The sequence below is a fragment of the Roseburia yibonii genome (assembly GCF_014297335.1).
Taxonomy (GTDB): Bacteria; Bacillota; Clostridia; order Lachnospirales; family Lachnospiraceae; genus Roseburia_D; species Roseburia_D yibonii.
The window spans coordinates 48,176-70,850 of the sequence record NZ_JACOQH010000006.1 but is presented as its reverse complement, the minus strand read 5'-3'; the positions used below and the strand labels follow the sequence as shown (position 1 = coordinate 70,850).

Sequence of the window (22,675 nt, the reverse complement as noted above, 5' to 3'; positions counted from 1 at the left end):
AATTATTAGCAAAAACATATTAAAATTATCATAAAGTAACGGATAATATAGGATTATCCATTAATTATTATATCCTCCCATCTTCCTTTTTTCACCAATTTTTTTACCTACTTTTTCGTACTTCTATTTCACATCTATTTTATCAATGCAGGAAACAAACATTTCGTAACTTCGCGAATATGCTTTCTATTTTTAATTTTCATACTAATATCTGACTGGTTCACTCAAAACCCCAACAGTGATTCATTGCACTAACATTCATGCCTTTTCACTTTCTTCCACAAAAACTGCCCCGTCACACGAACATTTTATAAAAGTAATACCCCGGAAACACCCTGCGCAAAACGCCCACCGCGGGCACATAAACCGAGAGATCAAAAAATACCGGCGTAAACAGCACACTTAGGATCAGCACACCGAGCATCCCGCAGAGATATTTTTGTTCACTGCGAAAACAAAACGAAAAGAGAAATGCCCACAGCGCAGATAGTATCACAAGCAGCGCCATCGAAGGGATCAGCGAAAGTATAGATTTATTCTGCATGACCGCAAAAATAACCGTAAGTGGAACAGATAACAGAAAAAGCGGGATCAGGATCTGCAAAAAGCGGATCATTTCCCTGCTTCGTCCCGGCAGTTTTCGCCCGATCGTCTCATACTCTGTTCCAAACCGGTATCTGCCGTAGAGAAGTGCCGCCGCAAAAATGCAGCTTCCAAGCACACCGGCCGCCGTATCCGCGCCGCTTTCTTTCCCGCTTTTTGCTGCATCTGTACTTTCTGCCGCATCTGCATTCCCTGCTTCCACAAAATTTACCGTAAAGATCTCATCCCCGCCAAGATAACGCTCATTTGCGGCAAGAACAGCCTCTGCCGCTTCGGTACTGCTTTCTTCAAACAGTGTGCCATTTTCCGATTCCGCCTTTAATAGTTCACTGCTTAAAAACCGGAACAACACCGCATATACGCTCTCTTTTGCGACCATCCCTTTGGTCGTGGCAGTACTGTAAATATAAGTCACGCTGTCTGTAAGATCCCGATCCGCCATTGCCTCATCGAGGCTCTGCGGCAAAACAAATCCGCAGTCATATTCCCCCCGGTAAACAGCATTTTTTAATTCTTCTTCGCCGGAAACTTCCACAAACGCAAGCCCGCCTTCCTGATGAAGCAGTGCTTCTTTGGTCTTTTCCGCGTAGATTCCATTCTCCGCAAAGATCCCGATACGTGTATTTTTCGCACTTGGCAGAATCATATTCTGCACCAGATACAGTAAAAACAGGACACCAACAAGAAACAGATAAAAAGAGGACTTTTTTAACTGCCGTTTCCCTGCCATCCGGATCCATTTTCCATAAAAAACAAAGTTATCGTTTTGTTTTTTCATATAACACAAAAGCTCCCGCCCCTCCAAAAAATATGCTGCCAAAAATGAGCACAAGCATCGTTTTTATTTCCACCTTCGTCCAGAGAAGTCCGGTCAGATATTTCTGCCACCACGCAAGCGGAAGTACACCGGAAAGTTTTTGCATCCATCCCGGGAAAGCCGCCATCGGAAACAGCCCGCCTGCGCAGATGATCAGAAATACTGCTATCAGAAGATAGATGAGCCCTCCGTTTTCCGAATCTCCCAGTAACGCGAAAACAAAGTGAAAAAACGCCGCAAGCGCCAGTGCATAGAAGAAAAATCCCGCGATCTGCCTTGGGAAGATCATTGCAACGGATCCGATCATTTTTGCATACACGATGTTAAAAGCGACATAGCAGCCGGTTAAGACCAGCCAGAGGTCAAGCGCCATCACAAAGATCCGCATCACCGACTGAAGCGGCGCATTCACGCCGATCCTGCGCAGACACCGCATAAAATCCCGGCTCTCTGACCGATACAGCGACAGAAAACAAACTCCAAAAACGAGACTTAACACCTCTGCCCCGCACACGATATAAAATTCGCCCAAACTTACAGCTCCAAGCGGAGTCTCTTCCTGCTCCGCAAAAGTGCTGTTTCTCGCAAAAGCATAAGAAAGATAAAGATAGGAAAGTTCATATTCCATATCACTTTTGGACATGAAAAGCCGGTATTCTCCCGCTGCTTCATCCACGGCATAGACCGCCGCCTGCGCAGTCTGAAGCATGGAAACTCCCGCGCGCACGAGTTCCGTAAATACCGCTTCATCAAATGGGCTGTCCGGCGCAAGCAGGATATCCACCGGCGTGTTGACACCGTCATTTACGTCATCATAAAAATCCTCCGTCAGAAGGATCACCGCCGCGAGTTTCCCATCCGCCAGCTCCTCTCTTGCTGTCTCCTCATCCGGATAACTGAAATTGCAGATACTGTCCACGCTGTCCATTGCGGAAACAAGCTTCATTGCCATTCTTGTATTCGTCTCCTGATCCGGCACGACAACTCCGATATTCATTTTTACAAAGGTCTGCGACTGTAACATGAAATGGCAGATCAACGCAAGCGCCAGTCCAAGCACAACGGTCGTGACCAGAAACGATTGTATAAAAAAAGGGATCACTCGAATCCCTTTTTTTAATTCAATTCGCAAATATGCAAATATTCTCTTCATCTTTTTATCCTAAAACAGACCTCTGGTAAGATCCTGAATGTCATAGACCAGATCATAAAAATCATCCTCAGAAGCCGTTCCGATATCAAAGACATCGCCCTCCGGTTTCTTGATGTTTGAGCCACGCTTTAAGGTAAGCTTTAACGTGGATGCACTGTACAGATCTTCCATGTCAATGACGAGTCCCTTGTCAGAATTGTCGATGGTCGCCATGATATCCCCGTCATCCGTTTCGATCTCCAGTTCCTTATTCGCATAATCATAATTAATGCTTGCAAGTGTTGTCTTTTCTCCGTCATAGACCTCTACGATCTTGGTCTTTTCCACGGAATCCTCTGTCTTTCCAAGGATTTTGAGCGTACCGCTATCCCCGTTTAAGCCATAGGTAATAAATGTATTCTGAGTCGGTGTGGTACCTCCGCGGAATTCCACATCAAGTTCCATATCACCAGTTTCATCGGTTCCTGTCACAACAACTGCTGCCAGTCTGTTTTTGTAAATATAAAATGTCACATCAAGATCCGGCATTCCATCGATCTTATCCTTTAAAGAATCAAACGCATTGCAGTCGAAATCTTTCAGGTCTTCATCATCCAGTCCAAGCTCTTTGCACATGGTCTTGACATCATCGATCGTGTTTTTATTATAAGTATCATAAACTTCAGAAAGTTCATCCAGGCACGCATCCACATTTTCTTCTGTGAGCGTAGTGGTATAACCCTTGCAGGACACATCCTTGCCTTCGATCTGGAACGTTGCCTTCGGAGCGTTCACAAACTCCAGCGCATCATAGTTTTCTTTTAACACCTGCAGATAGTCCGCACTCATCTTTGCGCTTGCCGCCATATCATTCATGGAGGTCAGGCAGAGATCATCAAACGCGTCAAAGAACTTGTTGCCAAGTATATCTGCCGCATATCCGTCTTTTTCTTCATTAAAATAGTAACCAAATACATCCGGATAAAGCTTCGGAACACTGATGAGCAGTCCATCTTCATCCATATATTCATGAAAATCCACACTTACACCGGAATATTCCACTTTTCCGTTGACACTGTGCATTTTCTGCTCTGCATTCTGCTGATAGGATGCCTTGATCCCGATATCTTTCCCGTCTGTCTCGCCTGCCAGTTCCACTGCCAGTGTATAGTTTCCGCCGGCGATCAGGGTTGTTCCCGGATTCAGATCCTTCATAAGTTCATTTGGAACAAATGTATTTTTTGCTGCTTTTAAAACCTTTTTATTTTTGCTTGTAAACACGCCGCTTGCCGCACAACAGATGATGGCGATCACGATCACCGCGATCACGCCAAAAATAACGCCAAGCAGTATCTTCATATTCTTTTTGTTTGACGGCTGAGGCGCTGCCAGCGGATCATATGGATTCTGCGGCGGTGGTGTCTGTGTCGTATTCTTTCCTGCCACATATGGATTTTCCGGCTGTGGTGCCTGTGCCACATTCTGTCCGGTCACATATGGGTTTTCCGGCTGTGGTGCCTGTGCCACATTCTGTCCGGTCACATATGGGTTTTCCGGCTGTGGTGTCTGTGCCACATTCTGCCCGGTCACCGGGTCAAATTTTGTTTCATTGTTCTCACTCATGCTTGTTTCTCCCTTTTTTAATTTTTTCCAGAACATTTCCGGTATCTGCTATCTCTTCGGTTCGTCCTTCTTCCATATAATAAATGCGGTCACACAGCGCAATTTCCGACGCATCATGCGTTGCCATAACGACAATGCCGTTCCGCGCAGTAAAATCACGGATAAATTCATGGATACTCTCCTTAAAGAAAATATCAAGCGCCGCCGTTGGTTCATCCAGTACCAGGATCGGCACATCATCCGCTGCCGCACATGCGATACTGAGCCTGCGTTTCATGCCTCCGGACAGTTTTTTCACCGGAAGATGAAGCATCTCTGTAAGTGCAAAACGGCTGATCACCTGCTCTAACGCCTTTTTATCCTTTCGGCTCCAGAGCGCAAGGTTATCACGCACACTCAAATCTTCCAAGAGAGGATTTCCCTGCGGCACAAATCCGCACATGTGTGTAAAAACTCTGTGATCCGTAAGCGGTTTTTTCTGGAAAAACGTAAGATCCCCGTCATCCGGTTTCTCTATTCCGGCAAGAATGGACAAAAAAGTACTCTTTCCGCATCCGTTCGCACCAATAATGCCGATACATTCCCCGGGTGCCCCGAATATGGAAACATCTTTTAATATCTCACGTCTGCCAAGTTTTTTCCTAATATGCTCCGCTTTTACCATAAGTCTCCCGTCTCGCCAAAAAATAGCACTTTTATTATATGGTATCCTGCTGTCTACTGTCAAACATTTCCCGTTTTATCTCGGCGATCAGCTCCCGCTCATCCATCGGATACTTCTTTCCCTTGATCTCCTGATAATCTTCGTGGCCTTTTCCGGCAAGGACGATCACGTCCCCTTCCTTCGCGTTTGCCATGCAGTAGGCGATCGCTTCTTTGCGATCCGGGATCGCGACATATTTTCCACCGATCTTTTTTACCCCGACCAGAATATCATTAATGATCGCGATCGGCTGCTCAAAGCGCGGATTGTCTGATGTCACCACCGTAAAATCCGCAAGTCTCGCGGACACCTCTCCCATCTCATAACGCCTTGCCTTTGCGCGGTTCCCCCCGCAGCCAAACAGGCAGATGAGACGTTTCGGCTCATACTCCCGCAATGTGGTAAGCAGGCTTTCAAGCGCCATTGCGTTATGCGCGTAATCGATCATTAACGTATAGTGTGAGGACACCGGTACGATCTCGATCCTGCCTTTTACCGCCACATCCGCCAGTGCTTTTTTGATCTCAGGCACAGTGACTGCAAAATGACGGCAGACCGCGATCGCCGCAAGCGAATTGTATACACTGAAACGCCCGGGCACGTTGATATCCACATCAAAATCCATAACTCCGCCCACATGATAACGAACCCCGATCTTTCCCGGTTCATGCACAAGTTCCATCTGCTCCGCCCGCAGATCGGCATCCGCGCCAAATCCAAAGGTTTCCACACTGCAGGTGCGTCCCTCTAAAACGCCGGACACATGCTCACTGTCCACATTAAACAGACCAACTTTGCACTGTTTGAACAGGAGGCTCTTGCAGTACATATATTCCGCAAAGTCCTTGTGCTCATTTTCCCCGATGTGATCCGGCTCGAGATTGGTAAATACCCCATAATCAAACTGTATTCCCGCCACGCGGTCGAGTTTTAAACCCTGCGAGGAAACTTCCATGACCACTGCGGAAAGTCCCGCCTCTGCCATCTTTGCAAAAAGTTCCTGAATATCATAGGACTCCGGCGTTGTGTTTTTCGCGTCCTGCCGCCTGTCTCCTATGATGACCTCGATCGTGCCGATCAGTCCTGTTTTGATTCCGCCCTGTTCCAGAATGGATTTTATCATGTAGGAAGTTGTGGTCTTTCCCTTTGTCCCGGTGATTCCGATCGTTTTCAGTTTTTCTGCCGGATAGTCAAACCAGGCAGCCGACATGAGCGCAAGCGCCAGACGGGTATTTTTTACCCGGATGACCGTAACGTCTTCCGGTGCTTCCACCTCTTTTTGCACAACAAGCACTTTTGCGCCTTTTTTTACCACCTCAGGGATAAAATCATGCCCATCCTGCATACTCCCCGAAATGCACGCAAACGCAAATCCCTCACTCACTTTTCTCGAATCATAGGCAAGACCCTTCACTTCCTGATCCGTGCTGCCCTGTCTTACCTCATATTCCGTTTTTTCCAGTAACTCAGCCAGTTTCATGGAACTCCACCCTTTCTCTATCTGATTGTTTCGATTTCTCCTTCATATACTGTGACTGCCGGCCCGGTCATAAAGATATGATTGCTCTTTTCCTCATACTCTATGGTCAGATCTCCGCCAAGGAGATGTACCAGCACCCGGTGCCCGGTCCGTCCGGTTAAAATACACGCCATCACACTTGCGCAGGTTCCGGTTCCGCACGCCAGTGTCTCTCCCGATCCGCGCTCCCAGACACGCATGTTGATCTCTTCACGGCTTAACACCTGCACAAATTCGGTATTGACCCGCTTCGGAAACATTTCATGGTGCTCAAAAAGCGGTCCGTAAGAAATAAGATCAAGCCCTGCGGTATCCGGCACAAACACGACCGCATGTGGATTTCCCATGGAAACGCATGTCATCTCCCATGTTTTTCCTCCAACCTCGACCGGAACCCCGATAACTTCCGCTTTGTCCGATACCACCGGGATCTGTGCCGCTGCAAGAACCGGTTCGCCCATATCCACACGCACCTGCACCACTTTTCCCTGTTCTGTGAAAAGATCCAGCTGTTTGATGCCGGCTCCGGTCTCAACCGAAAGCCCTGTCTTTTCTACGATATGATGATCGTACACATACTTCGCCACGCAGCGGATGCCATTGCCACACATCTCACCCTCCGAACCGTCCGCATTGAACATGCGCATGCGCACATCCGCCCGATCGGAAGGACAGATCAGGATCAGCCCGTCGGAACCGATGCCAAAATGACGGTCGCTCACACGTCTGGCAAGCTCTGCCGGATTGTCTACTTTTTCTTCCAGACAATTTATATAAACATAATCATTTCCACAGCCATGCATCTTTGTAAATTTCATCATCCATTCTCCCATCCTTTTATTTTATGCAACACACTGCCGCCGCGACAGCATTTCTTCTTATTTTATAAAAATATTATACATGGCACTTTTTGAAACAAATATATATTATGTGCTAAATACATTGCAGATAGTGCTTTTTCGAATATTGCTTGAAATTTACCTCTATGCATATTATAATGAAGTCACAAAAAGAAGCAATCGCCCACAAAGTGGTTCGCTTCCCGTTTAAGGCTAAAGCCTACCTCGGACCGCCAAGTACAAGGTAGGCTTTTTTATTTTCGCTTATTATTCCTATCAATGTAGGTAAGCAATGCTATCAGGAACGAACCGCCCAAAAACAATAACTCCAGGATCTGGTATGTATCCATCCGCATCACCTCCCTTCTTTTGCAAGTCCGGGAGGGTATCCACCTTGTAACACGATGCTTCTTGTCTGAAAGTGTAGCATAGTTCTTTTTCCCCAACAACGCATTTCATAAACTTTTAATGTTTCCTTTATCCCCATTTTATATCTTTTTGTTATAATGATAAATGTAGAAATTAAACGGGGGATTTTACATGAAAGGAAAAAACAATTCAGAATCAAACACATCAAATATTACAAACATAGAAATCAACAACCACATCGAGGTCAATCAGTATGTAACCGAACAGAACAATGTCTTTTCGGTCAATGAGCTCGTGCCGATGCAGCGCGGTGTAGATGACAGCATGGAAAAGATCGCGGATATCACCGATGAATTTTCCCAGACGATGGAACCGATCTTACGGATGTACAACGCCGCCATGTGTGTGACAACGGCAAGGCTTGATATCATCAAGGATGAATTCAAGTTCCGCAAACAGCGCTGTCCGATCCACCATATCGACACGCGCTTGAAATCCGCGCAGAGTATTCTTGGCAAGTTACAGAAAAAGGATCTGAATCTGACCCTTGGCTGTGCCTGCAACAACATTTTTGACATTGCGGGGGTGCGTGTCGTGTGCCCGTATATCAAGGATGTCTATCTGATCCGTGACCGCATTATGGCACAGGATGACCTTTACATCATTGATGTCAAAGACTACATTGAGAATCCGAAACCGAACGGCTACCGCAGCTTACATATGATCGTACGCGTTCCGGTCTATTTCATGAACAAAAAACAGCTGGTTCCGGTGGAGCTTCAGATCCGCACGCTCGCCATGGATCTCTGGGCAAGTCTGGAGCATGATATCAAATATAAGACCATCAGCAACGGCATTGTAAATACCGAAGATTTTTCCGATGAGCTTTTAGAATGCAGCCGCCTCATTTATCAGGCAGAGGAAAAAATGGAACACATGAATTCCGCACTGGAACCTTAAACCGTCATCTCTGCTCCGTCCTCTTTTCCGCCGTTTTCTCCGCCGCAAGCGGAAGCAGCACCCGGATATCCGCACCCTTTTTTGCCGCCCTGATCTCAAATTTTCCGCCATGGGAGAGAACGATCTGCTTTACCACAAAAAGCCCCATGATATGCGGTCTGCTGACGGATTCCTTCTCAGTCTGCGGCTGCCCGGCTATTTGCCCGCTCTGCTGTCCGCTTCCCATCTGTTCTTCTTCCAGTCCCTGTATCACGTTCTCCGGTATCCCGCAGCCATCATCCTTCATCTCCGTCACAAGCCAGCCCATCCCGCTTCCATCTGTGCAGGTATTCATAGTTATGTCAACCGTGCAGCCATTCTCATTATGGCGGATGCTGTTCCCGATCAGATTTTCAAACGCCCGCGTCAAAAGGCTCACATCCCCTGTGATGAGGATCGGCTCCACTTTTCCCGCCGCATCGAAATGGATCTCATAGCACCCGGCAAGTCCGTTATTATAATACGAGGTAACGATCTGCCGCATCAGCTTTGCGGGATGAAACTCCTCCTGCCGCAGCGGCTGCATCTGATACTGCAGTTTTGATGTCAGGTTCAGATCCTCGATCAGATGCTTGATCTTCACGCCCTGATCCCGTATGATACCAAGCTGTTTTTTCTGCTCGGCGTCCATATTTTCCGCAGAAAGAAGCTGCTCGGCATAGCCCATGATCATCGAAAGCGGTGTACGGATATCATGCGACACCCCAGCGATCCAGTTTGTCCGCGCTGTATCCCGCGCCTCGATCACGGCTTTCTGCCGCTCCAGACGTTCTGATGTCTGATTTAACTTTTCCGCCAGTTCTCCCGTCATGCCCTTTTCCTGCAAATAAATACTTTCTTCTTTTGCAAGATCTTCGATCCCCGCAGCCAGCGGACGAAGCGAACGGTAAAAATGCAGTCCGAAGAAAAAACAAAATAAAAGGATCAGCCCTCCGTTTGCCAGAAGTATGGTTCTAAACATCGATCCGATCTTTTTCATAAACGGCATTCCAAACTCCATCTGGTGTTTCCAGACACTGTCCTTTTCCTCTCCGACTACAAGCAGCTTTTCACCCTGCTTCCAGCACTGCACCGGGTAGTCGTCCAGATACCACTTGCTGAACGCCGCAACATCCGCCGCTGTATACCTCTCGGGGAAATCCTCCGGTGTGTCATAGCTCCAGATGACATTTCCCCCGGCATCCAGCAGAAATGCCCATGCATAACCATTTAAAAGCGTTTCTCCCTGATCTGTAAGGACATAACCGTCCCCGCTGTTTTGGATCTCCCGCGCGATCTGCGAGATTTTTCCCTTTGCTTCGCTCTGCGTTCCATAATGCAGGGTCAGTCCTGCTAACAGCATGAAATTCAGCACTAAAACCATACAGGTGATGAAAACTGCCGTGCCGACGTAATTTCGCATAATCTTAAATAGACTTTTCATTCCGCCACCTCTTTTGCCAGCCGGTAGCCGAGTCCCCGCACGGTCAAAATATATTCCGGTTTCGACGGATTGTCCTCGATCTTTTCCCTGAGATGCCTCATATGCACCATCAGCGTATTTTCATAGCCATAATAGCCATCCCCCCAGACTGCCTCGCAGAGCATGTCAAAAGTCACGATATTGCCCCGGTTGTCCGCCAGCTTCTTTAAAATAGCAAGTTCCTTCGCCGTAAGCGCACTTTCTGCGCCATCTTTTTTTATCGTTGCGCTCCGAAAATCCACCTGGGCATTTCCAATCTTTATCCCGGCAGTCTGCACGGGATTTAGCACCGTGCGGTAAGTCCGTTTTAGGATCAATGAGACCCGAAGCAGCAGCTCCTGCGTCAGAAAAGGCTTTGTGATATAATCATCGGCACCAAGCCCAAGTCCGAACAGCCGGTCCTGATCCTCATCGCGCGCCGAAAGAAACAATGCCGGAACATCCTCTTTTGCCCGGAATTCCATAAATAAATGAAATCCGTCGCCGTCCGGCAGATTCACATCAAGGATCATAAAATCCGGTTGTTCATTCTCAAAAAGCTCCCTTGCCTCCCTGCAGTTTTTTGCGGGAAACAGCCTGTTATAACCTTCCCCGGCCAGTATTTTTAACAGCAGTTCCAGAAGTTCTGCATTATCGTCCACCAGTAATATTTTTGCGTCCTGTATCCGTTCCATAAAATCTGCTCCCATCTCTTTTCTTTCCACAATTATAGCGGTTTTCTATGCTTTCCAAAAGAAATCCGGGCAAAATTTAAGGCAAATTTAAGGCAGCGCAGATTTTCAATTTATTTTTCAGTGCGTCTTGCTTTTTTTTACAGAATGGTGTTATAATAAACTTCGTCAAATGGGGATATAGCTCAGTTGGGAGAGCGATACGTTCGCAACGTATAGGTCAGGGGTTCGAGTCCCCCTATCTCCATTTTTTCTATACCCAAATTTAAGCTAATCTTAATGGGCACTTCAGTCAGATCTAAGACCTCTGCTTTATCTTAGACTTATCGCAGGACAGCGACAACACATCTGTCCCGGCTAAGAAAGAGAGGTATCCATCATGAACTACGCAATCCAGACAAAAAATCTATGCAAGGAATATAAGGGTGAACTGCGTGTTTCCCACTTAAATTTAAACATACCATCCGGCTGTGTTTACGGTTTTTTAGGTCCGAACGGTGCCGGAAAAAGCACGACCATGAAAATGATGCTAGGACTTGTAAAACCGACCGACGGAGCTGTGCGCATCCTCGGCAAAACCATGAATGAGAAAAACAGACTTACCGTTCTTTCCATGATCGGTTCGCTGATCGAATCACCTGCCTACTACGGACATTTAAGCGGACGGGAAAATCTTGAGATCGCCGCAACGTTAAAGGGCGTAAACAAAAAGTCCGTCTCCCATGCCCTTGAAATCGTACATTTAAACGACGTCGGGAATAAGAAGGTAAAACATTACTCGCTCGGCATGAAGCAGCGTCTCGGCATCGCCTGTGCCTTACTCGGAAATCCGAAACTGATCCTGCTTGACGAACCGACAAACGGTCTCGATCCTGCCGGTATTCAGGAGATCCGCCAACTGATCTGCCGCCTCCCGAAACAGTATGGAATGACCGTACTCGTTTCCAGCCACCTGCTGTCTGAGATCGACCAGATGGCGGCCGAAATCGGCATTATCGATCACGGAGAGCTCTTATTTGAAAATTCTCTCCATGTACTGCACGCCCACAGCCAGGAAAGTCTGCATCTGCGCACCTCCGAACCGAAACGCGCGCTTGCCCTGTTAAAGGAGAAGCATGTTCCGGCATCACTTTCCACCTCCGGGCCGGATCGCAGAGATACTATCCTTTCTCTGCCAATGCTTTCCGACTCTGAGCTTTCCGGCGTTCTACGTGCACTGATCACGGATCACATCGAAGTTTTTCGGATCGAAGAATCCAAAAAGAGTCTGGAAGACATCTTCTTAGACCTGACCGGAAGGAGTGTGTGCTTATCATGATCGCAGCTTTTCATACAGAATTGAAAAAAATGCGGCGGCGCCATTTTCCACTGCTGATGCTCTGCCTGTACGGCTTTCTGTTTTTGTGGTGCGCCATGGATTTTCGAAATGTGGATGATGCTGCCCGTGCAAGTGGTTATTTTTCCATGCTTTACAGCCTTCCTACCATCAACACGGTCGTGTTTCCTTTATTTCTCGCGGTACTTGCGAGCCGCATCTGGGACACCGAGCACAAGGGAAACACACTGAAGCTGTTATGTACACTGGAAAAGCGCGGGAATATCTTTTTTGCCAAATCCCTGATCGGAACCCTGCTTTTTGCGGTAACTGCGTGCTTTGAATGCCTGCTTATCCTGTTCTTTGGAAAAAAACTTGCATTCACACAGCCGCTTCCGGTCACACATCTGATCAGCTTTTTTGTGACCACTTTTCTGACCGGCACATGCATCTATCTGTTTCAGGAAATCCTTTCGTTTTTCTTTGATAACCAGATCATTCCACTTGCGCTCGGTCTGATCGGCTCCTTTTTCGGACTGTTTTCACTGTTTTTTTCGGAAACATTTGCCCAGTTTGTCATCTGGTCCTATTTTTGCCAGCTCGCGACCGTCCACATCAACTGGGATCCTGCGGCGCGCACGGTTTCCTACCTGGAATCACCGCTCTCCACCGGTCATCTGCTCGTTATCCTGATCCTGCTTGTTCTGGCAGGTATCATCGGAACCGCTTTATTTGAAAGAAAGGATGTTTAATATGTTAAGATCATGCATACGCGCAGAACGAAAGAAACTGAGATCCTCTGCCATCTGGCTCCTGTTTCTGATCGTACCTGTTTTTCCCGCCATTATGGGAACCTTTAATTACCTCGGCAATCTTGCCGTCTTAAAAAATGGCTGGTACAGCCTGTGGACCCAGCACACGCTGTTTTATACGGACTTTTTCTATGCTCCTCTGATCGCCGCCTATGCCGCGTATCTCTGGCGCATGGAACATTTAAACCACAACTGGAACTTTCTTATGACCGCGCCGGTTCCATTAAAAGATCTGATCCTGGCAAAATTCATCGTCCTGTTTCAGATGACCGTTTTCACCCAGATCTGGATCGGCATCCTGTTTTTCGTTTGCGGAAAACTCGCCGGTCTGCCCGGTCTGATGCCGCTTTCCTGTATTTTCTGGCTGTTTCGCGGCTGTATCGGAAGTCTCGGGATCATTGCGCTGTCCCTACTACTTTCCATGGTCATCCGGAGTTTTTCCGTTCCGGTCATCCTTGCCCTGTTCGGCAGCATCGTAAGTCTTGGCATAGTTGCAAAGGGCGCCGGCTATTTCTGGCCTTATGCGCTTATGATGCTCGCAATGAACGCGAATTCCGCTACGGATAATATGGCAGGCACTTATGTGCCGTTTCTGTTTTCTGCCGCGCTTTTCCTGTTTTTATTCCTGGAAACCGCCATTTTCCTGTTAAAAAAGAAAGATGTTCACAGCGTTTAACTGCTGCGAACCCCTTTCCCTCTCTTATATGCTCTATCTTTATGCTGTTTTCCAGCTCTACTGCGCCAGATTTTCGTTGCAGAACAGTTCAATGTCATTTTCGATCATTGTGCTGTCGCAGTCTGTTGCAATACCGGATGCAAGCCAGTATGCATACGGATCAGCGTCCTTACTTCTCCTCACCCCGCCGGAATACTTCCATCATCTCCGCTGTCAGCGAGATATCATTGTCGGTCGGCGGCATATTTTCCCTGGTAAACCAGGTCGCCTCTCCGAGCTCGTCCTCCTCTAACGTGATGTCATCCGCTCCATCCAGTTCCGCGAAAAAGCCGACTAAAAGTGTTCCCGTAAATGCCCACGGCTGGTTTTTGTAATAGCGGATGTTCTTGACCGAAAGCCCGACCTCCTCTTTTACTTCCCTTGCCACGGTCTGTTCCAGTGTCTCTCCGATCTCCGAAAAGCCGGCGATCAGCGCGTATTTTTTATAATCACGGTCCGCATATTTTGTAAACAGGATGCGGTCTCTTTCCGGATCGATCAGACCGATGATGACCGCCGGTGAGATCACCGGATAGACGATCTCTCCGCACTTCGGACAGCGCATTGCGCGCTCCTTTTCATCCGGCTCTAACTGCCCGCCGCATCTTCCGCAAAACTGATGACTCTCCCGCCACTGATACAGATTAAATGCCGTAATGCCCGCAAACGCAAGATGACGCGGCGCGTAGGTACGGAAAATGTTTTTCCTGCACCTGCAAAGCCCCGGTATTTTGTCCACATCCGCATTGCGCAAATAGAAAAATCCGGTGTCATCGATCTGAAAAAGATAGCGGTACTCTGCCTCCTGTTCCCCGATCCGCGCTTTTACCTCCTCAAATGTGAGCATCCATTTATTCTTTTCATCTAACAGCACCTCATTTCCGTCAAAGATCAGCACGATATCCTGCGCCTTCGGTGCGTGCGGTGTAAATTCATTGTGATAAACATGCGGAAAAATATCCTGTATCATATCTGCTTCCTTTCCTCGTCCCCATTACAGAGCCGAAATGCTTCCCGCATCCCGCTCTGATCCGTGGCCGTCAAATAAAAAAAGTATAAGACCTGCATCATCAGCCAGTGTCTTATACTTCTGTACTCTTTTTTATCGGGCATCCCGCTTTGAATCCGGACCACAAACGTTACCTCCGTAGTTAGCTCGGCCCAGGCGACCTCACGGCACATAAGAGCTCTTACTTAGTGCTGCTTTGTTCCCAACCTGACACGGTTCGTAAGTTCCTATTGCGTAAGACCCAGACTTCAACGCCACTTGCGAAGGGCAGCTTTACAACCCAAAAACCCGCGGCGGGATATCACCCCAGCTCTAGCGGATTGCTGGTACAGGGTACCGCTACTCCCCCGGCTGCCCGAGTTCTTTTAGTATAACGGTTTTTCATGGGGTTGTCAATTCCTGTTTCGCCTTTTTGTTGCGCACACGCAGCTCCTTAAAAAAGCGGCTTAATATCTCTGAGCACGCTTCCTCAAGCACTCCCCGCTCAAGCTCCACCTGATGATTAAACTCCTGCATCTGAAGCAGATTTAACACCGAGCCGGCGCAGCCCGCTTTGGGGTTCATACATCCGATCACGACCTTTTTCATGCGCGACTGCACGATCGCCCCGGCACACATCTGACATGGCTCTAAAGTCACATACATCGTACAGTCCTCCAGCCTCCAGTCACCGGTCTTTTTGCTGGCTTTTTTTATCGCCGCGATCTCGGCATGCGCCAGCGTGACCTTGTCCGTATTTCTGCGGTTGTAACCACGGGCAATGATCTTTCCGTCCTGCACGATCACGCAGCCGATCGGCACCTCTCCGATCTTATACGCCTTCTTTGCCTGTTTTAGCGCTTCGCGCATGAATTTTTCCTGTTCTTCCACCGGCTCATCCTTCCTTCCCGCACATATTTTTATTTCGCATCGGTCAATATCTGCTATAATAATAACATAGAATTCAAATATAGCAAAATTTACGGAGTAGACCAAACTATGAACCTGATTTATGAGACTGACCGACTGATCTTAAAAGTACTGCGCCCGGAGGCCGCAAAAAAAGTCCTCTGTTTCTATCTGGACAACAAAGAACTTTTTGAAAAATATGAAGCCAGCCGGCCGGACAATTTTTATACCGTAAAATACCAGAAATCCGTTCTGCTATGCGAATATAATCTGACCGTGCAGCTTTCCGCCGTGCGCTTTTATGTGTTTTTAAAAGACGATCCCGACCGGATCATCGGAACCATCTGTTTCCGCGACATCACACGCTCTATCTATGACAGCTGTGAGGTTGGTTATAAATTTGACGAGCGCTTCTGGCACCATGGCTATGCGACGGAAGCTCTGATCGAGGGCATTGATATCATGTTCGGCGATCTCGGTCTGCACCGGATCACTGCATGCGTCATGCCCGGAAATACCCCGTCCATCCGCCTGCTCGAATCCCTCTATTTCAAGTGCGAGGGACTGCTCCGGCAAAACGCCCGGATCCAGGGCGAATGGGCCGACCATTATCTTTACAGTCTCATTCATCCATAAAACGATACCAGTAGCCAAATTGCCCGGTCTTTACCCCGGTGTCCTTTTCCTGTCGGAATTCCGGGAATCCAAAGACCGCCGCAAGCACTTTTTCCTGGTTCTGGTAAATGCCCGGCACGCCGATAAACCACTTTCTCCCGCTCTCATTTTCCACTTTCCCAAGGAGCAGATGGCGGTAATTGAAAAAACCGTGCAGCAAAAAACTGTTGCTGCCGAGATACCAGTATTTCTTTGGCAGTTCCCGCAAATCCTTTAATTCCATGTGGATCCCGGAGATCTCCGGCATATTTTCAAACAGGTTTTTTGCTCCGTACATCCCGTTAAGCTTTTCCCATAAATCCATCCACATATCCCCGGATCGCTGCGCTTCCGGCTGCAGTTCCTCCGTCTGCTGTTCCCGGGATTGCTGTGCCTGCACGCTCTCGACCTGCAATTTCTCCATCTGACCGGATTCCTCCGGCTCCTCTGCTGCGTCCTCCGCCTGCTCCACCGGGATCTCTTTTGTCTCCTCATAGGGCTTAAAGTTTTCCCGGTAGATTGCCTTTTCATCCCACTGGCTCGCAAACATCACCGTATTATCCAAAAAGATGAGAATCCCTTTCATATCCTTCATGCAATAGGGTGTCTCGCCCACTCCATTACAGTTTAACTGGCGCACAAAATCGCCGCAGCCGTTTACCAGCGCGATCTCGCCGATCTCCACGCCGACGATCACCTCATTTTCCCGCACAAAAAGATAGACCGGACACTTCACATTGGTATATCCGGTTCGTTTCAAATGGATCTCCACCTGACAGTAATCGCCCCGGATATCCACCTTGGCAAACCCGACATTCTGATTTTTGTTATTATTCTCATAAGCATAGATATATGTAACAAATCGCTGCATAAAAGGCCTCCCTGTATCTACTATGTTCTATCCTATTCCGAAAATATTTTATTCATACCTACAATTATTCACTTTTGCACATGGCAGTTTTTTCCTTACGGTGCTATAATAATTGCCAAAAAGAACGGAGCGATCACATGAACATTCATTATACCATCCACAAAGTCGCAGACCTGCTTGGTATTTCCGCCGACGCGATCCGCCTTTACGAGCGGGAAAACCATACCGTAAAATCCAATATGACCGCACTTCACGACCACACCAAGGATATGCAGAAGATCATCGGTATCATCCAGCAGATCTCCTCACGCACGAATCTGCTCGCGCTAAATGCCACGATCGAGGCAGCCCGTGCCGGGGAAGCCGGAAAAGGCTTTGCCGTTGTCGCGGAGGAGATCCGTATGCTTTCCGAACAGGCCAAAGACTCTACGGAAAATATTGAATCGATCATCACCAAGTTAAATGACAACGCGACCGATACCATCACGTCGATGGATACCGTGATGAATGAGATGGAAAAATCTGAGGATATGAATGAAAAGACCAGACTTTTGACAGAGACCAATAAGACGCTCATCGATGACACCAACACGCTTTCCTCAACGAGTGAGGAGATCAGCGCTTCCTCCGAGGAAACCTGCGCGATGTGCTCCGATAACGCAGAATGATTTAAGACGGTAAACAATGTGATCGCAGAACTTACGGCAGACGCCGGTAAGACGAATGTGTTTATTGAGGAATATGACCGTATGCACGCTTCCGGCACAGAAGAAATTCACGAAACCGTAGAACGCACAGCCTAGTTCTTTACTGTGTTTTAGCGTTTTTACACATTGTTCTTTTATATTTTTTGTATTTTTTATGTTTTTTGCACAAAAAGAAGTTGACTTTTCTTAAAACCTGTATTATATTATATGCAGAAACACAAACAAGCCAAACTCCTTAAAAGGATACCTTCCTTTTATTTTATCCTAAACTCCCCAAAAAGAGAGGACGTCACGTCCTCTCTTTTTACTGTCTTTTTTCTTTTTTATTTACCGGGAAATCTTTGTTATGAGATCATTGGATAAAAAGTACGGCGCGTCATCAAACGGATTGATCACGATCCCGTCATTCCCGTTTTGACTGAGCGCAGCTGCTTCCCCAAAGGTCTGCACTGCCGTCTTCTTCGGATGTTTTTCGTCAAAGACATTCTGCCATCTAAGCAGCGCTTCCGGATCCGTAAAGACCGGGATCGCAGAGGTTCCATCCGTGTTTGCCACCGTTGGGAAGGACAGGTTTGTTCCATCCGCAAACACCGCCATCATAAATTTGGCATGCGCGATGTTGTAATGAAACAACCGCAGAAACTCCGGCTCCTTTTCAAACTTCGCGTAACCCGAAAGCAGTCCGCGCAGCTGTGGATTTTCCACCGTTTCCTTCTGCTCCGCCATCTGATCCGGACGGATATTGCTGAGCACGGCAAATCTCTGTATATTTTCCCGCCGCATATTTTCAAAATGCAGAGAAACCATGCAGTTTTCCGCTTCCTCTGCGCCTCTTCCCGGAGCAAGCTCTAACTTATCTACTCTCACCGCAGCAAGCGGAACGCCGGGATGATACAGATAAACGGCATCTCCCACATGCACCTTTCCGCTCACGGTTCCGACTGCCGCGATCCCGATCTGCCCCATGGAAAAGATCTGCTCTGTCAGAAATATAAACTGTCCCGCCTTCTCACGGTCTTTCTTTCCAAATAATCCCATGTTTCTTTCCCCCCGTATCTTATTTGCTGTTTGCCGGTTCGATACTGATCGATTTTCCTTTGATCTTTACGTTTTTCATCGCCTGAAGCACTTCTTTTCCATATTCACACGGAACTTCAACGAACGTATATTTATCATACATGTCGATCGCGCCGACCAGTTTACCCGGCATTCCAGATTCCCCTGCAAGCGCTCCCAAAATATCGCCCGGTTTTACCTTCTGTTTCTTTCCGATATTGATAAAGAGACGTACCATACCGTCTTCCGCGCCGGTATCACCAAAGTTGTAGTTGGCGTCATCCGCCTCGCTGCTGTCGCCCTCGCCCAGTGCCATTTTAAGGAATGCCGCCGCAATATCCATCGAAGTATAATCCGACTCATTGACCTGTTCATCGATCAGATTGATCATATCTGTCAGATCTTCCTCATCAATGATCTGCTCGATCTTATCCATGATCTTTTCCATCTTGATCTGCGCGACATCTTCGCTGGTCGGGATCGGCTGTGCAAGGATCTTGGTCTTGCAGTAGCGCTGGATATCCTTTAATTTGTATACTTCTTTTCCACGCACAAACGTAAACGCGCGTCCGGTACGGCCTGCACGTCCGGTACGGCCGATACGGTGTACATAGTACTCGTCATCCTGCGGAATGTCAAAGTTGAATACCGCCTCGACATCGTCAACATCGATACCACGCGCCGCCACGTCCGTCGCGATCAGGATCTCGGTCTTGCCGTTTCGGAAACTGTTCATGACACGGTCTCTCTGGGACTGCTTCATATCTCCGTGCAGTCCTTCCGCAAAATATCCCCTGCCCTGCAGTTCGCTCGCGAGCTCATCTACCATACGCTTGGTGTTGCAGAATACGATGGAAAGCTTCGGATCGTAGTAGTCTAACAGTCTGGTCAGCACATCCACCTTATCCTTGCGCTTTACATCATAGTAATACTGATCGATGCTCGGAACGGTGAGTTCCTTTTTTACCACCTTGATCGTCACTGCGTCTTTCTGGTATTTCTTTGTGATATCAAGGATCGCCTTTGGCATGGTTGCGGAAAATAAGACCGTCTGGCGTTCCTCCGGGATATAGGAAAGGATCGTCTCGATATCCTCACGGAATCCCATGTTTAACATCTCATCCGCCTCATCCAGCACAACAGTATGCACATGTTCACAGCGGATCGTTTTTCTGCGCAGATGATCCATGACACGCCCCGGTGTACCGATGATGATCTGTGCGCCGCCTTTTAAGGAACGGATCTGCTTTGTGATATCCTGTCCGCCATATACCGGGAGGATCTTGATCCCGTGCATATATTTGCTCAATTTGCGGATCTCATCCGCCACCTGGATCGCAAGCTCTCTGGTCGGGGAAAGGATAATGACCTGTGTCTTTTTATTGTCCGGATCTACTTTTTCAAGCATCGGGATCCCGAATGCGGCTGTCTTTCCGCTTCCGGTCTGTGCCTGGCCGATCACGTCTCTGCCGCTTAACACAACCGGGATCGCCTGTGCCTGGATCGGAGATGCTTCTTCAAATCCCATATCTTTGATACCGCGCAGAATCTGCGGGCTTAATTCCAATTCATCAAACCTTAATGTCTCCATTTATTTCCTTTCTTTCATCAAAAAAAGCTGCTATACAATCTACAAAGTTACCAAGGATTGCACAACAGCCCATAACTCTACATGTCGTTGCTATCATAGCAGAGGTATCTTTAATTGTCAAACGGTATTTCTGTGACCTGACGCACCAGCGCCAGGGATTCCTCCGTCTGTATCAGCGCCTCTTTTTCCCTCCGCGTCAGCTTTTTTATGGCAGCCTCCCGTTTCATTGCCGCCTCTTTCGTATCCGAGATCTCCAGATACACCAGCTTTAGCGGCCCACGGCCTTTCGTGTATTTGGCTCCCTTTCCACTGTTGTGCGCCCGGATGCGTTTGCGGATCTGATTCGTCCATCCAGTGTAATACGTCCCGTCCGCGCACAAAAGCATATAGGTATAATTTTTTATTTCTTCTTTCATAGACTTTCCAAAACCTTCATAAAACATACGGGCATACGATTTTATGTACACGGGATTGCATCTGCCATCCCGCTCTATAGAAAGCAATCGATAAACCGGCAGTTAAACCTGATCTTTCCTGTTGTACTTCTTCTGGTAAAAAGAGATTCGATTGCGAATTTTTAAATCCCGTCTTACCATATTATACGAAAGAATCGCTTTTCGGTTCCTGTCCGTAGATCGTTCCTTCTTTTTCTCCGAAAGCGCCGATGCTTACGTTGCTTCGCTGCTGCTTTTTCACCTGATACAGCATTCCATCCGCCGTATGTAAAAAATCCCAGATCTTTCCATCCTCGCGCGGGACATCCAAACAGATGCCCTGTGAGATCGTGACATACTCCGCCGCCGGGAAACAGCTGTGCTCCAGTCTCAGATTTATAATGCTTTCCCGCAGCTGAAGCGCCAGTTCCAGTACTTTTTCCCTGGTGCAGCCCTCGTAGATCAATATAAATTCGTCCCCGCCGTAACGCGCACCGAAGATACCGCTTTGCCGCATCAGATCCCGGATGCAGTCGGCGATATGACGGATACAGTCGTCCCCTGCCTGATGTCCGTAATGATCGTTATACTGTTTAAAGTAATCAATGTCAAGAATCTCCACGGCAAGCGGCGTCCGCTCCCGCATTGCGCGCTGAAATGCCTCTTCCGCGTAATCGTTCAACCGGAAACGGTTGTACATGCCGGTCAGCGCATCCGTCTCCGAGCGTTTCTGCAAGATACGGTTCTGCTCTTCCATGGCTTTCCGCTGTTTTGCCGTCTCCTCTAAGGATTTTCGGATATTTAACATGCTGAGCACCGTGTAACGGTTTTCGTTTTCCATCAGTTCTGCCAGCTCAAAATATTGCGCCGCCGCCTCTTTGTAATGCTCCGTCTCACCCTTTACCTTGTAATAACGGATCTTTAACGCCAGAAGCTGTCTGCGGATATGGGTGATCCCCGCTTTTGTCGCAAGCTCCTCCATGGAAGAGAGCACCGCGAGGAAATCCTCACTCTTTCCGATCAGGAAAAGCATTTCACAGTACGCGTAAAGATCATCAAACACCGAGAGAAATTCCATCGGCTGCTCCATCATCCCACGGATCTGTTCAATGCAGTCGTCCCTGCTTTTTGTGTGTCCCATGGAATTGTAACAGCGCGCCTTAAAGCAGCAAAGCGCGATCTCCTCGATCTTTCCGAGTCTGTCTTTGCAATCCTCCTCGGCTTTTTGGATGTAATACGCCGCTTTTTCCGGAAACTCCCGGTACAGGTAAGTATTTCCGATCCCAATATAATAGGTAAGAAGATAACTGAAATACTCCGGTGACATCTTCGTCTTACAAAGTATCTGATAGCCAATCTCATAGTACTGCTGCGCCTGACTGTACTCCCCGAGCCGGTTGTAGAGCGTGCCGATGTTCATATTCACGATGATCCCGACATCCTGCATGTGATATTTTTCACAATAGGAGAGCGCGCTTAAGTAATAGTCCATCGCAAGCGGCGCATTTCCACGGTTTGCGGATGTGATCGCAAGCAGATTGTAACTGCGCGAAAGAAGCTCCCACTGTCCGCTCCGGTCGAGATACGCAAGCGCGACAGACAGACTTTCAAAGAGTTTGTCCACGTTGTTCAATATGTAATAGGCTTCCCCCATGTAATAGGCGGAGAAGCCGAGTAATGTTTCATCTTTGGTCTTTCTTGCGTACTCATATAAATTTTTACAATAGTATAATGTTTTTTCCGCATCAATCCCACGGTTTCCAAGTGCGCTGCGGATCCAGTCCTGCACCTGTCCGTTCTGACTGAGTGACTCCATATGTCCCTCCTTATTCTATATCCTGATGTCGTTCATTATACTATAATTTTTCGAAAATCAAAATGTTTGT

23 protein-coding genes, 1 tRNA gene and 1 other RNA gene are annotated in these 22,675 nt (G+C 47.7%); 7 read left to right on the top strand and 18 right to left on the bottom strand.

The window, feature by feature from the left end:
- Positions 1-295: 295 nt before the first annotated feature.
- From H8Z76_RS09340 to H8Z76_RS13650, 7 genes are all read right to left on the bottom strand, one after another.
- On the bottom strand, positions 296-1,381 hold the full coding sequence (locus H8Z76_RS09340) for an ABC transporter permease (RefSeq protein WP_186982316.1): 1,086 nt from the start codon (positions 1,379-1,381) through the stop codon (positions 296-298).
- Positions 1,362-2,573, bottom strand: coding sequence for an ABC transporter permease (locus tag H8Z76_RS09335; protein WP_186982315.1), 1,212 nt, complete (start codon positions 2,571-2,573; stop codon positions 1,362-1,364). Before H8Z76_RS09335 ends, H8Z76_RS09340 begins: the two co-directional genes overlap by 20 nt.
- A gap of 9 nt (positions 2,574-2,582) precedes the next feature.
- Positions 2,583-4,175 carry a hypothetical protein gene (locus H8Z76_RS09330; protein ID WP_186982314.1) on the bottom strand — a complete coding sequence of 531 codons (1,593 nt, stop codon included), beginning with the start codon at positions 4,173-4,175 and terminating at the stop codon, positions 2,583-2,585.
- Positions 4,168-4,839 carry an ABC transporter ATP-binding protein gene (locus H8Z76_RS09325; protein WP_186982313.1) on the bottom strand — a complete coding sequence of 224 codons (672 nt, stop codon included), beginning with the start codon at positions 4,837-4,839 and terminating at the stop codon, positions 4,168-4,170. The genes H8Z76_RS09330 and H8Z76_RS09325 overlap by 8 nt, the downstream gene beginning before the upstream one ends.
- Positions 4,840-4,873: 34 nt before the next feature.
- A complete protein-coding gene (locus H8Z76_RS09320; protein ID WP_186982312.1) occupies positions 4,874-6,358 on the bottom strand; it encodes a UDP-N-acetylmuramoyl-L-alanyl-D-glutamate--2,6-diaminopimelate ligase in 1,485 nt (494 codons plus the stop codon).
- 17 nt (positions 6,359-6,375) lie between these two features.
- Complete coding sequence (gene dapF, locus H8Z76_RS09315; protein ID WP_279287699.1) at positions 6,376-7,215, bottom strand: diaminopimelate epimerase; 840 nt, start codon at positions 7,213-7,215, stop codon at positions 6,376-6,378.
- 275 nt (positions 7,216-7,490) lie between these two features.
- Positions 7,491-7,586 carry a putative holin-like toxin gene (locus H8Z76_RS13650; protein ID WP_243240510.1) on the bottom strand — a complete coding sequence of 32 codons (96 nt, stop codon included), beginning with the start codon at positions 7,584-7,586 and terminating at the stop codon, positions 7,491-7,493.
- Between the two features lie 190 nt (positions 7,587-7,776).
- Here H8Z76_RS13650 and H8Z76_RS09310 point away from each other — a divergent pair, with 190 nt between their 5' ends.
- Complete coding sequence (locus H8Z76_RS09310) at positions 7,777-8,565, top strand: GTP pyrophosphokinase (protein WP_022515735.1); 789 nt, start codon at positions 7,777-7,779, stop codon at positions 8,563-8,565.
- A 4-nt stretch (positions 8,566-8,569) separates the two neighbouring features.
- On the opposite strand, the gene H8Z76_RS09305 is transcribed toward H8Z76_RS09310, so the two are convergent.
- Both H8Z76_RS09305 and H8Z76_RS09300 read right to left on the bottom strand, forming a co-directional pair.
- Positions 8,570-10,027, bottom strand: coding sequence for a sensor histidine kinase (locus H8Z76_RS09305; protein ID WP_186982310.1), 1,458 nt, complete (start codon positions 10,025-10,027; stop codon positions 8,570-8,572).
- Positions 10,024-10,740: a response regulator transcription factor gene (locus H8Z76_RS09300; protein WP_022515737.1), complete on the bottom strand. Its 717-nt coding sequence runs from the start codon at positions 10,738-10,740 to the stop codon at positions 10,024-10,026. The genes H8Z76_RS09305 and H8Z76_RS09300 overlap by 4 nt, the downstream gene beginning before the upstream one ends.
- Before the next feature lie 171 nt (positions 10,741-10,911).
- On the opposite strand from H8Z76_RS09300, the gene H8Z76_RS09295 reads away from it, so the two are divergent.
- The 4 genes from H8Z76_RS09295 to H8Z76_RS09280 all read left to right on the top strand — a co-directional run bounded on the left by H8Z76_RS09295 (position 10,912) and on the right by H8Z76_RS09280 (position 13,540).
- Positions 10,912-10,984 (top strand) — tRNA-Ala (locus tag H8Z76_RS09295).
- Between the two features lie 132 nt (positions 10,985-11,116).
- Positions 11,117-12,055 carry an ABC transporter ATP-binding protein gene (locus tag H8Z76_RS09290; protein ID WP_186982309.1) on the top strand — a complete coding sequence of 313 codons (939 nt, stop codon included), beginning with the start codon at positions 11,117-11,119 and terminating at the stop codon, positions 12,053-12,055.
- Positions 12,052-12,804: an ABC transporter permease gene (locus tag H8Z76_RS09285; RefSeq protein WP_147619591.1), complete on the top strand. Its 753-nt coding sequence runs from the start codon at positions 12,052-12,054 to the stop codon at positions 12,802-12,804. The genes H8Z76_RS09290 and H8Z76_RS09285 overlap by 4 nt, the downstream gene beginning before the upstream one ends.
- Position 12,805: 1 nt before the next feature.
- Positions 12,806-13,540, top strand: a complete 735-nt coding sequence (locus tag H8Z76_RS09280) for an ABC transporter permease (protein ID WP_147619594.1) — start codon at positions 12,806-12,808, stop codon at positions 13,538-13,540.
- 57 nt (positions 13,541-13,597) lie between these two features.
- Here H8Z76_RS09280 and H8Z76_RS13780 read toward each other — a convergent pair whose 3' ends face one another.
- From H8Z76_RS13780 to tadA, 4 genes are all read right to left on the bottom strand, one after another.
- Entirely contained in the window at positions 13,598-13,723 is a 126-nt protein-coding gene (locus tag H8Z76_RS13780) for a hypothetical protein (protein ID WP_279287695.1), read from the bottom strand.
- Positions 13,710-14,549 (bottom strand): NAD(+) diphosphatase, encoded by an 840-nt coding sequence (gene nudC / locus H8Z76_RS09275; protein WP_147619596.1) that lies wholly within the window; start codon positions 14,547-14,549, stop codon positions 13,710-13,712. Before nudC ends, H8Z76_RS13780 begins: the two co-directional genes overlap by 14 nt.
- Positions 14,550-14,684: 135 nt before the next feature.
- An RNA gene (gene ffs, locus H8Z76_RS09270) (signal recognition particle sRNA large type) lies at positions 14,685-14,947 on the bottom strand.
- 22 nt (positions 14,948-14,969) lie between these two features.
- Positions 14,970-15,458, bottom strand: coding sequence for a tRNA adenosine(34) deaminase TadA (tadA, locus tag H8Z76_RS09265; RefSeq protein WP_022515741.1), 489 nt, complete (start codon positions 15,456-15,458; stop codon positions 14,970-14,972).
- Between the two features lie 108 nt (positions 15,459-15,566).
- On the opposite strand from tadA, the gene H8Z76_RS09260 reads away from it, so the two are divergent.
- Positions 15,567-16,112, top strand: a complete 546-nt coding sequence (locus H8Z76_RS09260) for a GNAT family N-acetyltransferase (protein WP_147619598.1) — start codon at positions 15,567-15,569, stop codon at positions 16,110-16,112.
- Here H8Z76_RS09260 and H8Z76_RS09255 read toward each other — a convergent pair.
- Positions 16,099-17,001 (bottom strand): DUF6128 domain-containing protein, encoded by a 903-nt coding sequence (locus H8Z76_RS09255; RefSeq protein WP_186982308.1) that lies wholly within the window; start codon positions 16,999-17,001, stop codon positions 16,099-16,101. The two genes, H8Z76_RS09260 and H8Z76_RS09255, sit on opposite strands and share 14 nt — an antisense overlap.
- A gap of 137 nt (positions 17,002-17,138) precedes the next feature.
- Between H8Z76_RS09255 and H8Z76_RS09250 the strand changes: the two genes are divergently transcribed.
- Positions 17,139-17,669: a methyl-accepting chemotaxis protein gene (locus tag H8Z76_RS09250; protein WP_186982307.1), complete on the top strand. Its 531-nt coding sequence runs from the start codon at positions 17,139-17,141 to the stop codon at positions 17,667-17,669.
- A gap of 366 nt (positions 17,670-18,035) precedes the next feature.
- On the opposite strand, the gene H8Z76_RS09245 is transcribed toward H8Z76_RS09250, so the two are convergent.
- From H8Z76_RS09245 to H8Z76_RS09230, 4 genes are all read right to left on the bottom strand, one after another.
- Positions 18,036-18,746, bottom strand: a complete 711-nt coding sequence (locus tag H8Z76_RS09245; protein WP_186982306.1) for an SseB family protein — start codon at positions 18,744-18,746, stop codon at positions 18,036-18,038.
- A gap of 19 nt (positions 18,747-18,765) precedes the next feature.
- Complete coding sequence (locus H8Z76_RS09240; protein WP_022515747.1) at positions 18,766-20,355, bottom strand: DEAD/DEAH box helicase; 1,590 nt, start codon at positions 20,353-20,355, stop codon at positions 18,766-18,768.
- A 110-nt stretch (positions 20,356-20,465) separates the two neighbouring features.
- Complete coding sequence (locus H8Z76_RS09235) at positions 20,466-20,771, bottom strand: GIY-YIG nuclease family protein (protein WP_022515748.1); 306 nt, start codon at positions 20,769-20,771, stop codon at positions 20,466-20,468.
- A gap of 181 nt (positions 20,772-20,952) precedes the next feature.
- A complete protein-coding gene (locus H8Z76_RS09230) occupies positions 20,953-22,605 on the bottom strand; it encodes a GGDEF domain-containing protein (RefSeq protein ID WP_186982305.1) in 1,653 nt (550 codons plus the stop codon).
- Positions 22,606-22,675: the final 70 nt, after the last annotated feature.

Coding starts and splice junctions, on each gene's coding strand:
- H8Z76_RS09340 (WP_186982316.1), bottom strand. CDS start 1,381: ATGAAAAAACAAAACGATAACTTTGTTTTTTATGGAAAATGGATCCGG.
- H8Z76_RS09335 (WP_186982315.1), bottom strand. CDS start 2,573: ATGAAGAGAATATTTGCATATTTGCGAATTGAATTAAAAAAAGGGATT.
- H8Z76_RS09330 (WP_186982314.1), bottom strand. CDS start 4,175: ATGAGTGAGAACAATGAAACAAAATTTGACCCGGTGACCGGGCAGAAT.
- H8Z76_RS09325 (WP_186982313.1), bottom strand. CDS start 4,839: ATGGTAAAAGCGGAGCATATTAGGAAAAAACTTGGCAGACGTGAGATA.
- H8Z76_RS09320 (WP_186982312.1), bottom strand. CDS start 6,358: ATGAAACTGGCTGAGTTACTGGAAAAAACGGAATATGAGGTAAGACAG.
- dapF (WP_279287699.1), bottom strand. CDS start 7,215: ATGAAATTTACAAAGATGCATGGCTGTGGAAATGATTATGTTTATATA.
- H8Z76_RS13650 (WP_243240510.1), bottom strand. CDS start 7,586: ATGGATACATACCAGATCCTGGAGTTATTGTTTTTGGGCGGTTCGTTC.
- H8Z76_RS09310 (WP_022515735.1), top strand. CDS start 7,777: ATGAAAGGAAAAAACAATTCAGAATCAAACACATCAAATATTACAAAC.
- H8Z76_RS09305 (WP_186982310.1), bottom strand. CDS start 10,027: ATGAAAAGTCTATTTAAGATTATGCGAAATTACGTCGGCACGGCAGTT.
- H8Z76_RS09300 (WP_022515737.1), bottom strand. CDS start 10,740: ATGGAACGGATACAGGACGCAAAAATATTACTGGTGGACGATAATGCA.
- H8Z76_RS09290 (WP_186982309.1), top strand. CDS start 11,117: ATGAACTACGCAATCCAGACAAAAAATCTATGCAAGGAATATAAGGGT.
- H8Z76_RS09285 (WP_147619591.1), top strand. CDS start 12,052: ATGATCGCAGCTTTTCATACAGAATTGAAAAAAATGCGGCGGCGCCAT.
- H8Z76_RS09280 (WP_147619594.1), top strand. CDS start 12,806: ATGTTAAGATCATGCATACGCGCAGAACGAAAGAAACTGAGATCCTCT.
- nudC (WP_147619596.1), bottom strand. CDS start 14,549: ATGATACAGGATATTTTTCCGCATGTTTATCACAATGAATTTACACCG.
- H8Z76_RS09260 (WP_147619598.1), top strand. CDS start 15,567: ATGAACCTGATTTATGAGACTGACCGACTGATCTTAAAAGTACTGCGC.
- H8Z76_RS09255 (WP_186982308.1), bottom strand. CDS start 17,001: ATGCAGCGATTTGTTACATATATCTATGCTTATGAGAATAATAACAAA.
- H8Z76_RS09250 (WP_186982307.1), top strand. CDS start 17,139: ATGAACATTCATTATACCATCCACAAAGTCGCAGACCTGCTTGGTATT.
- H8Z76_RS09245 (WP_186982306.1), bottom strand. CDS start 18,746: ATGGGATTATTTGGAAAGAAAGACCGTGAGAAGGCGGGACAGTTTATA.
- H8Z76_RS09240 (WP_022515747.1), bottom strand. CDS start 20,355: ATGGAGACATTAAGGTTTGATGAATTGGAATTAAGCCCGCAGATTCTG.
- H8Z76_RS09235 (WP_022515748.1), bottom strand. CDS start 20,771: ATGAAAGAAGAAATAAAAAATTATACCTATATGCTTTTGTGCGCGGAC.
- H8Z76_RS09230 (WP_186982305.1), bottom strand. CDS start 22,605: ATGGAGTCACTCAGTCAGAACGGACAGGTGCAGGACTGGATCCGCAGC.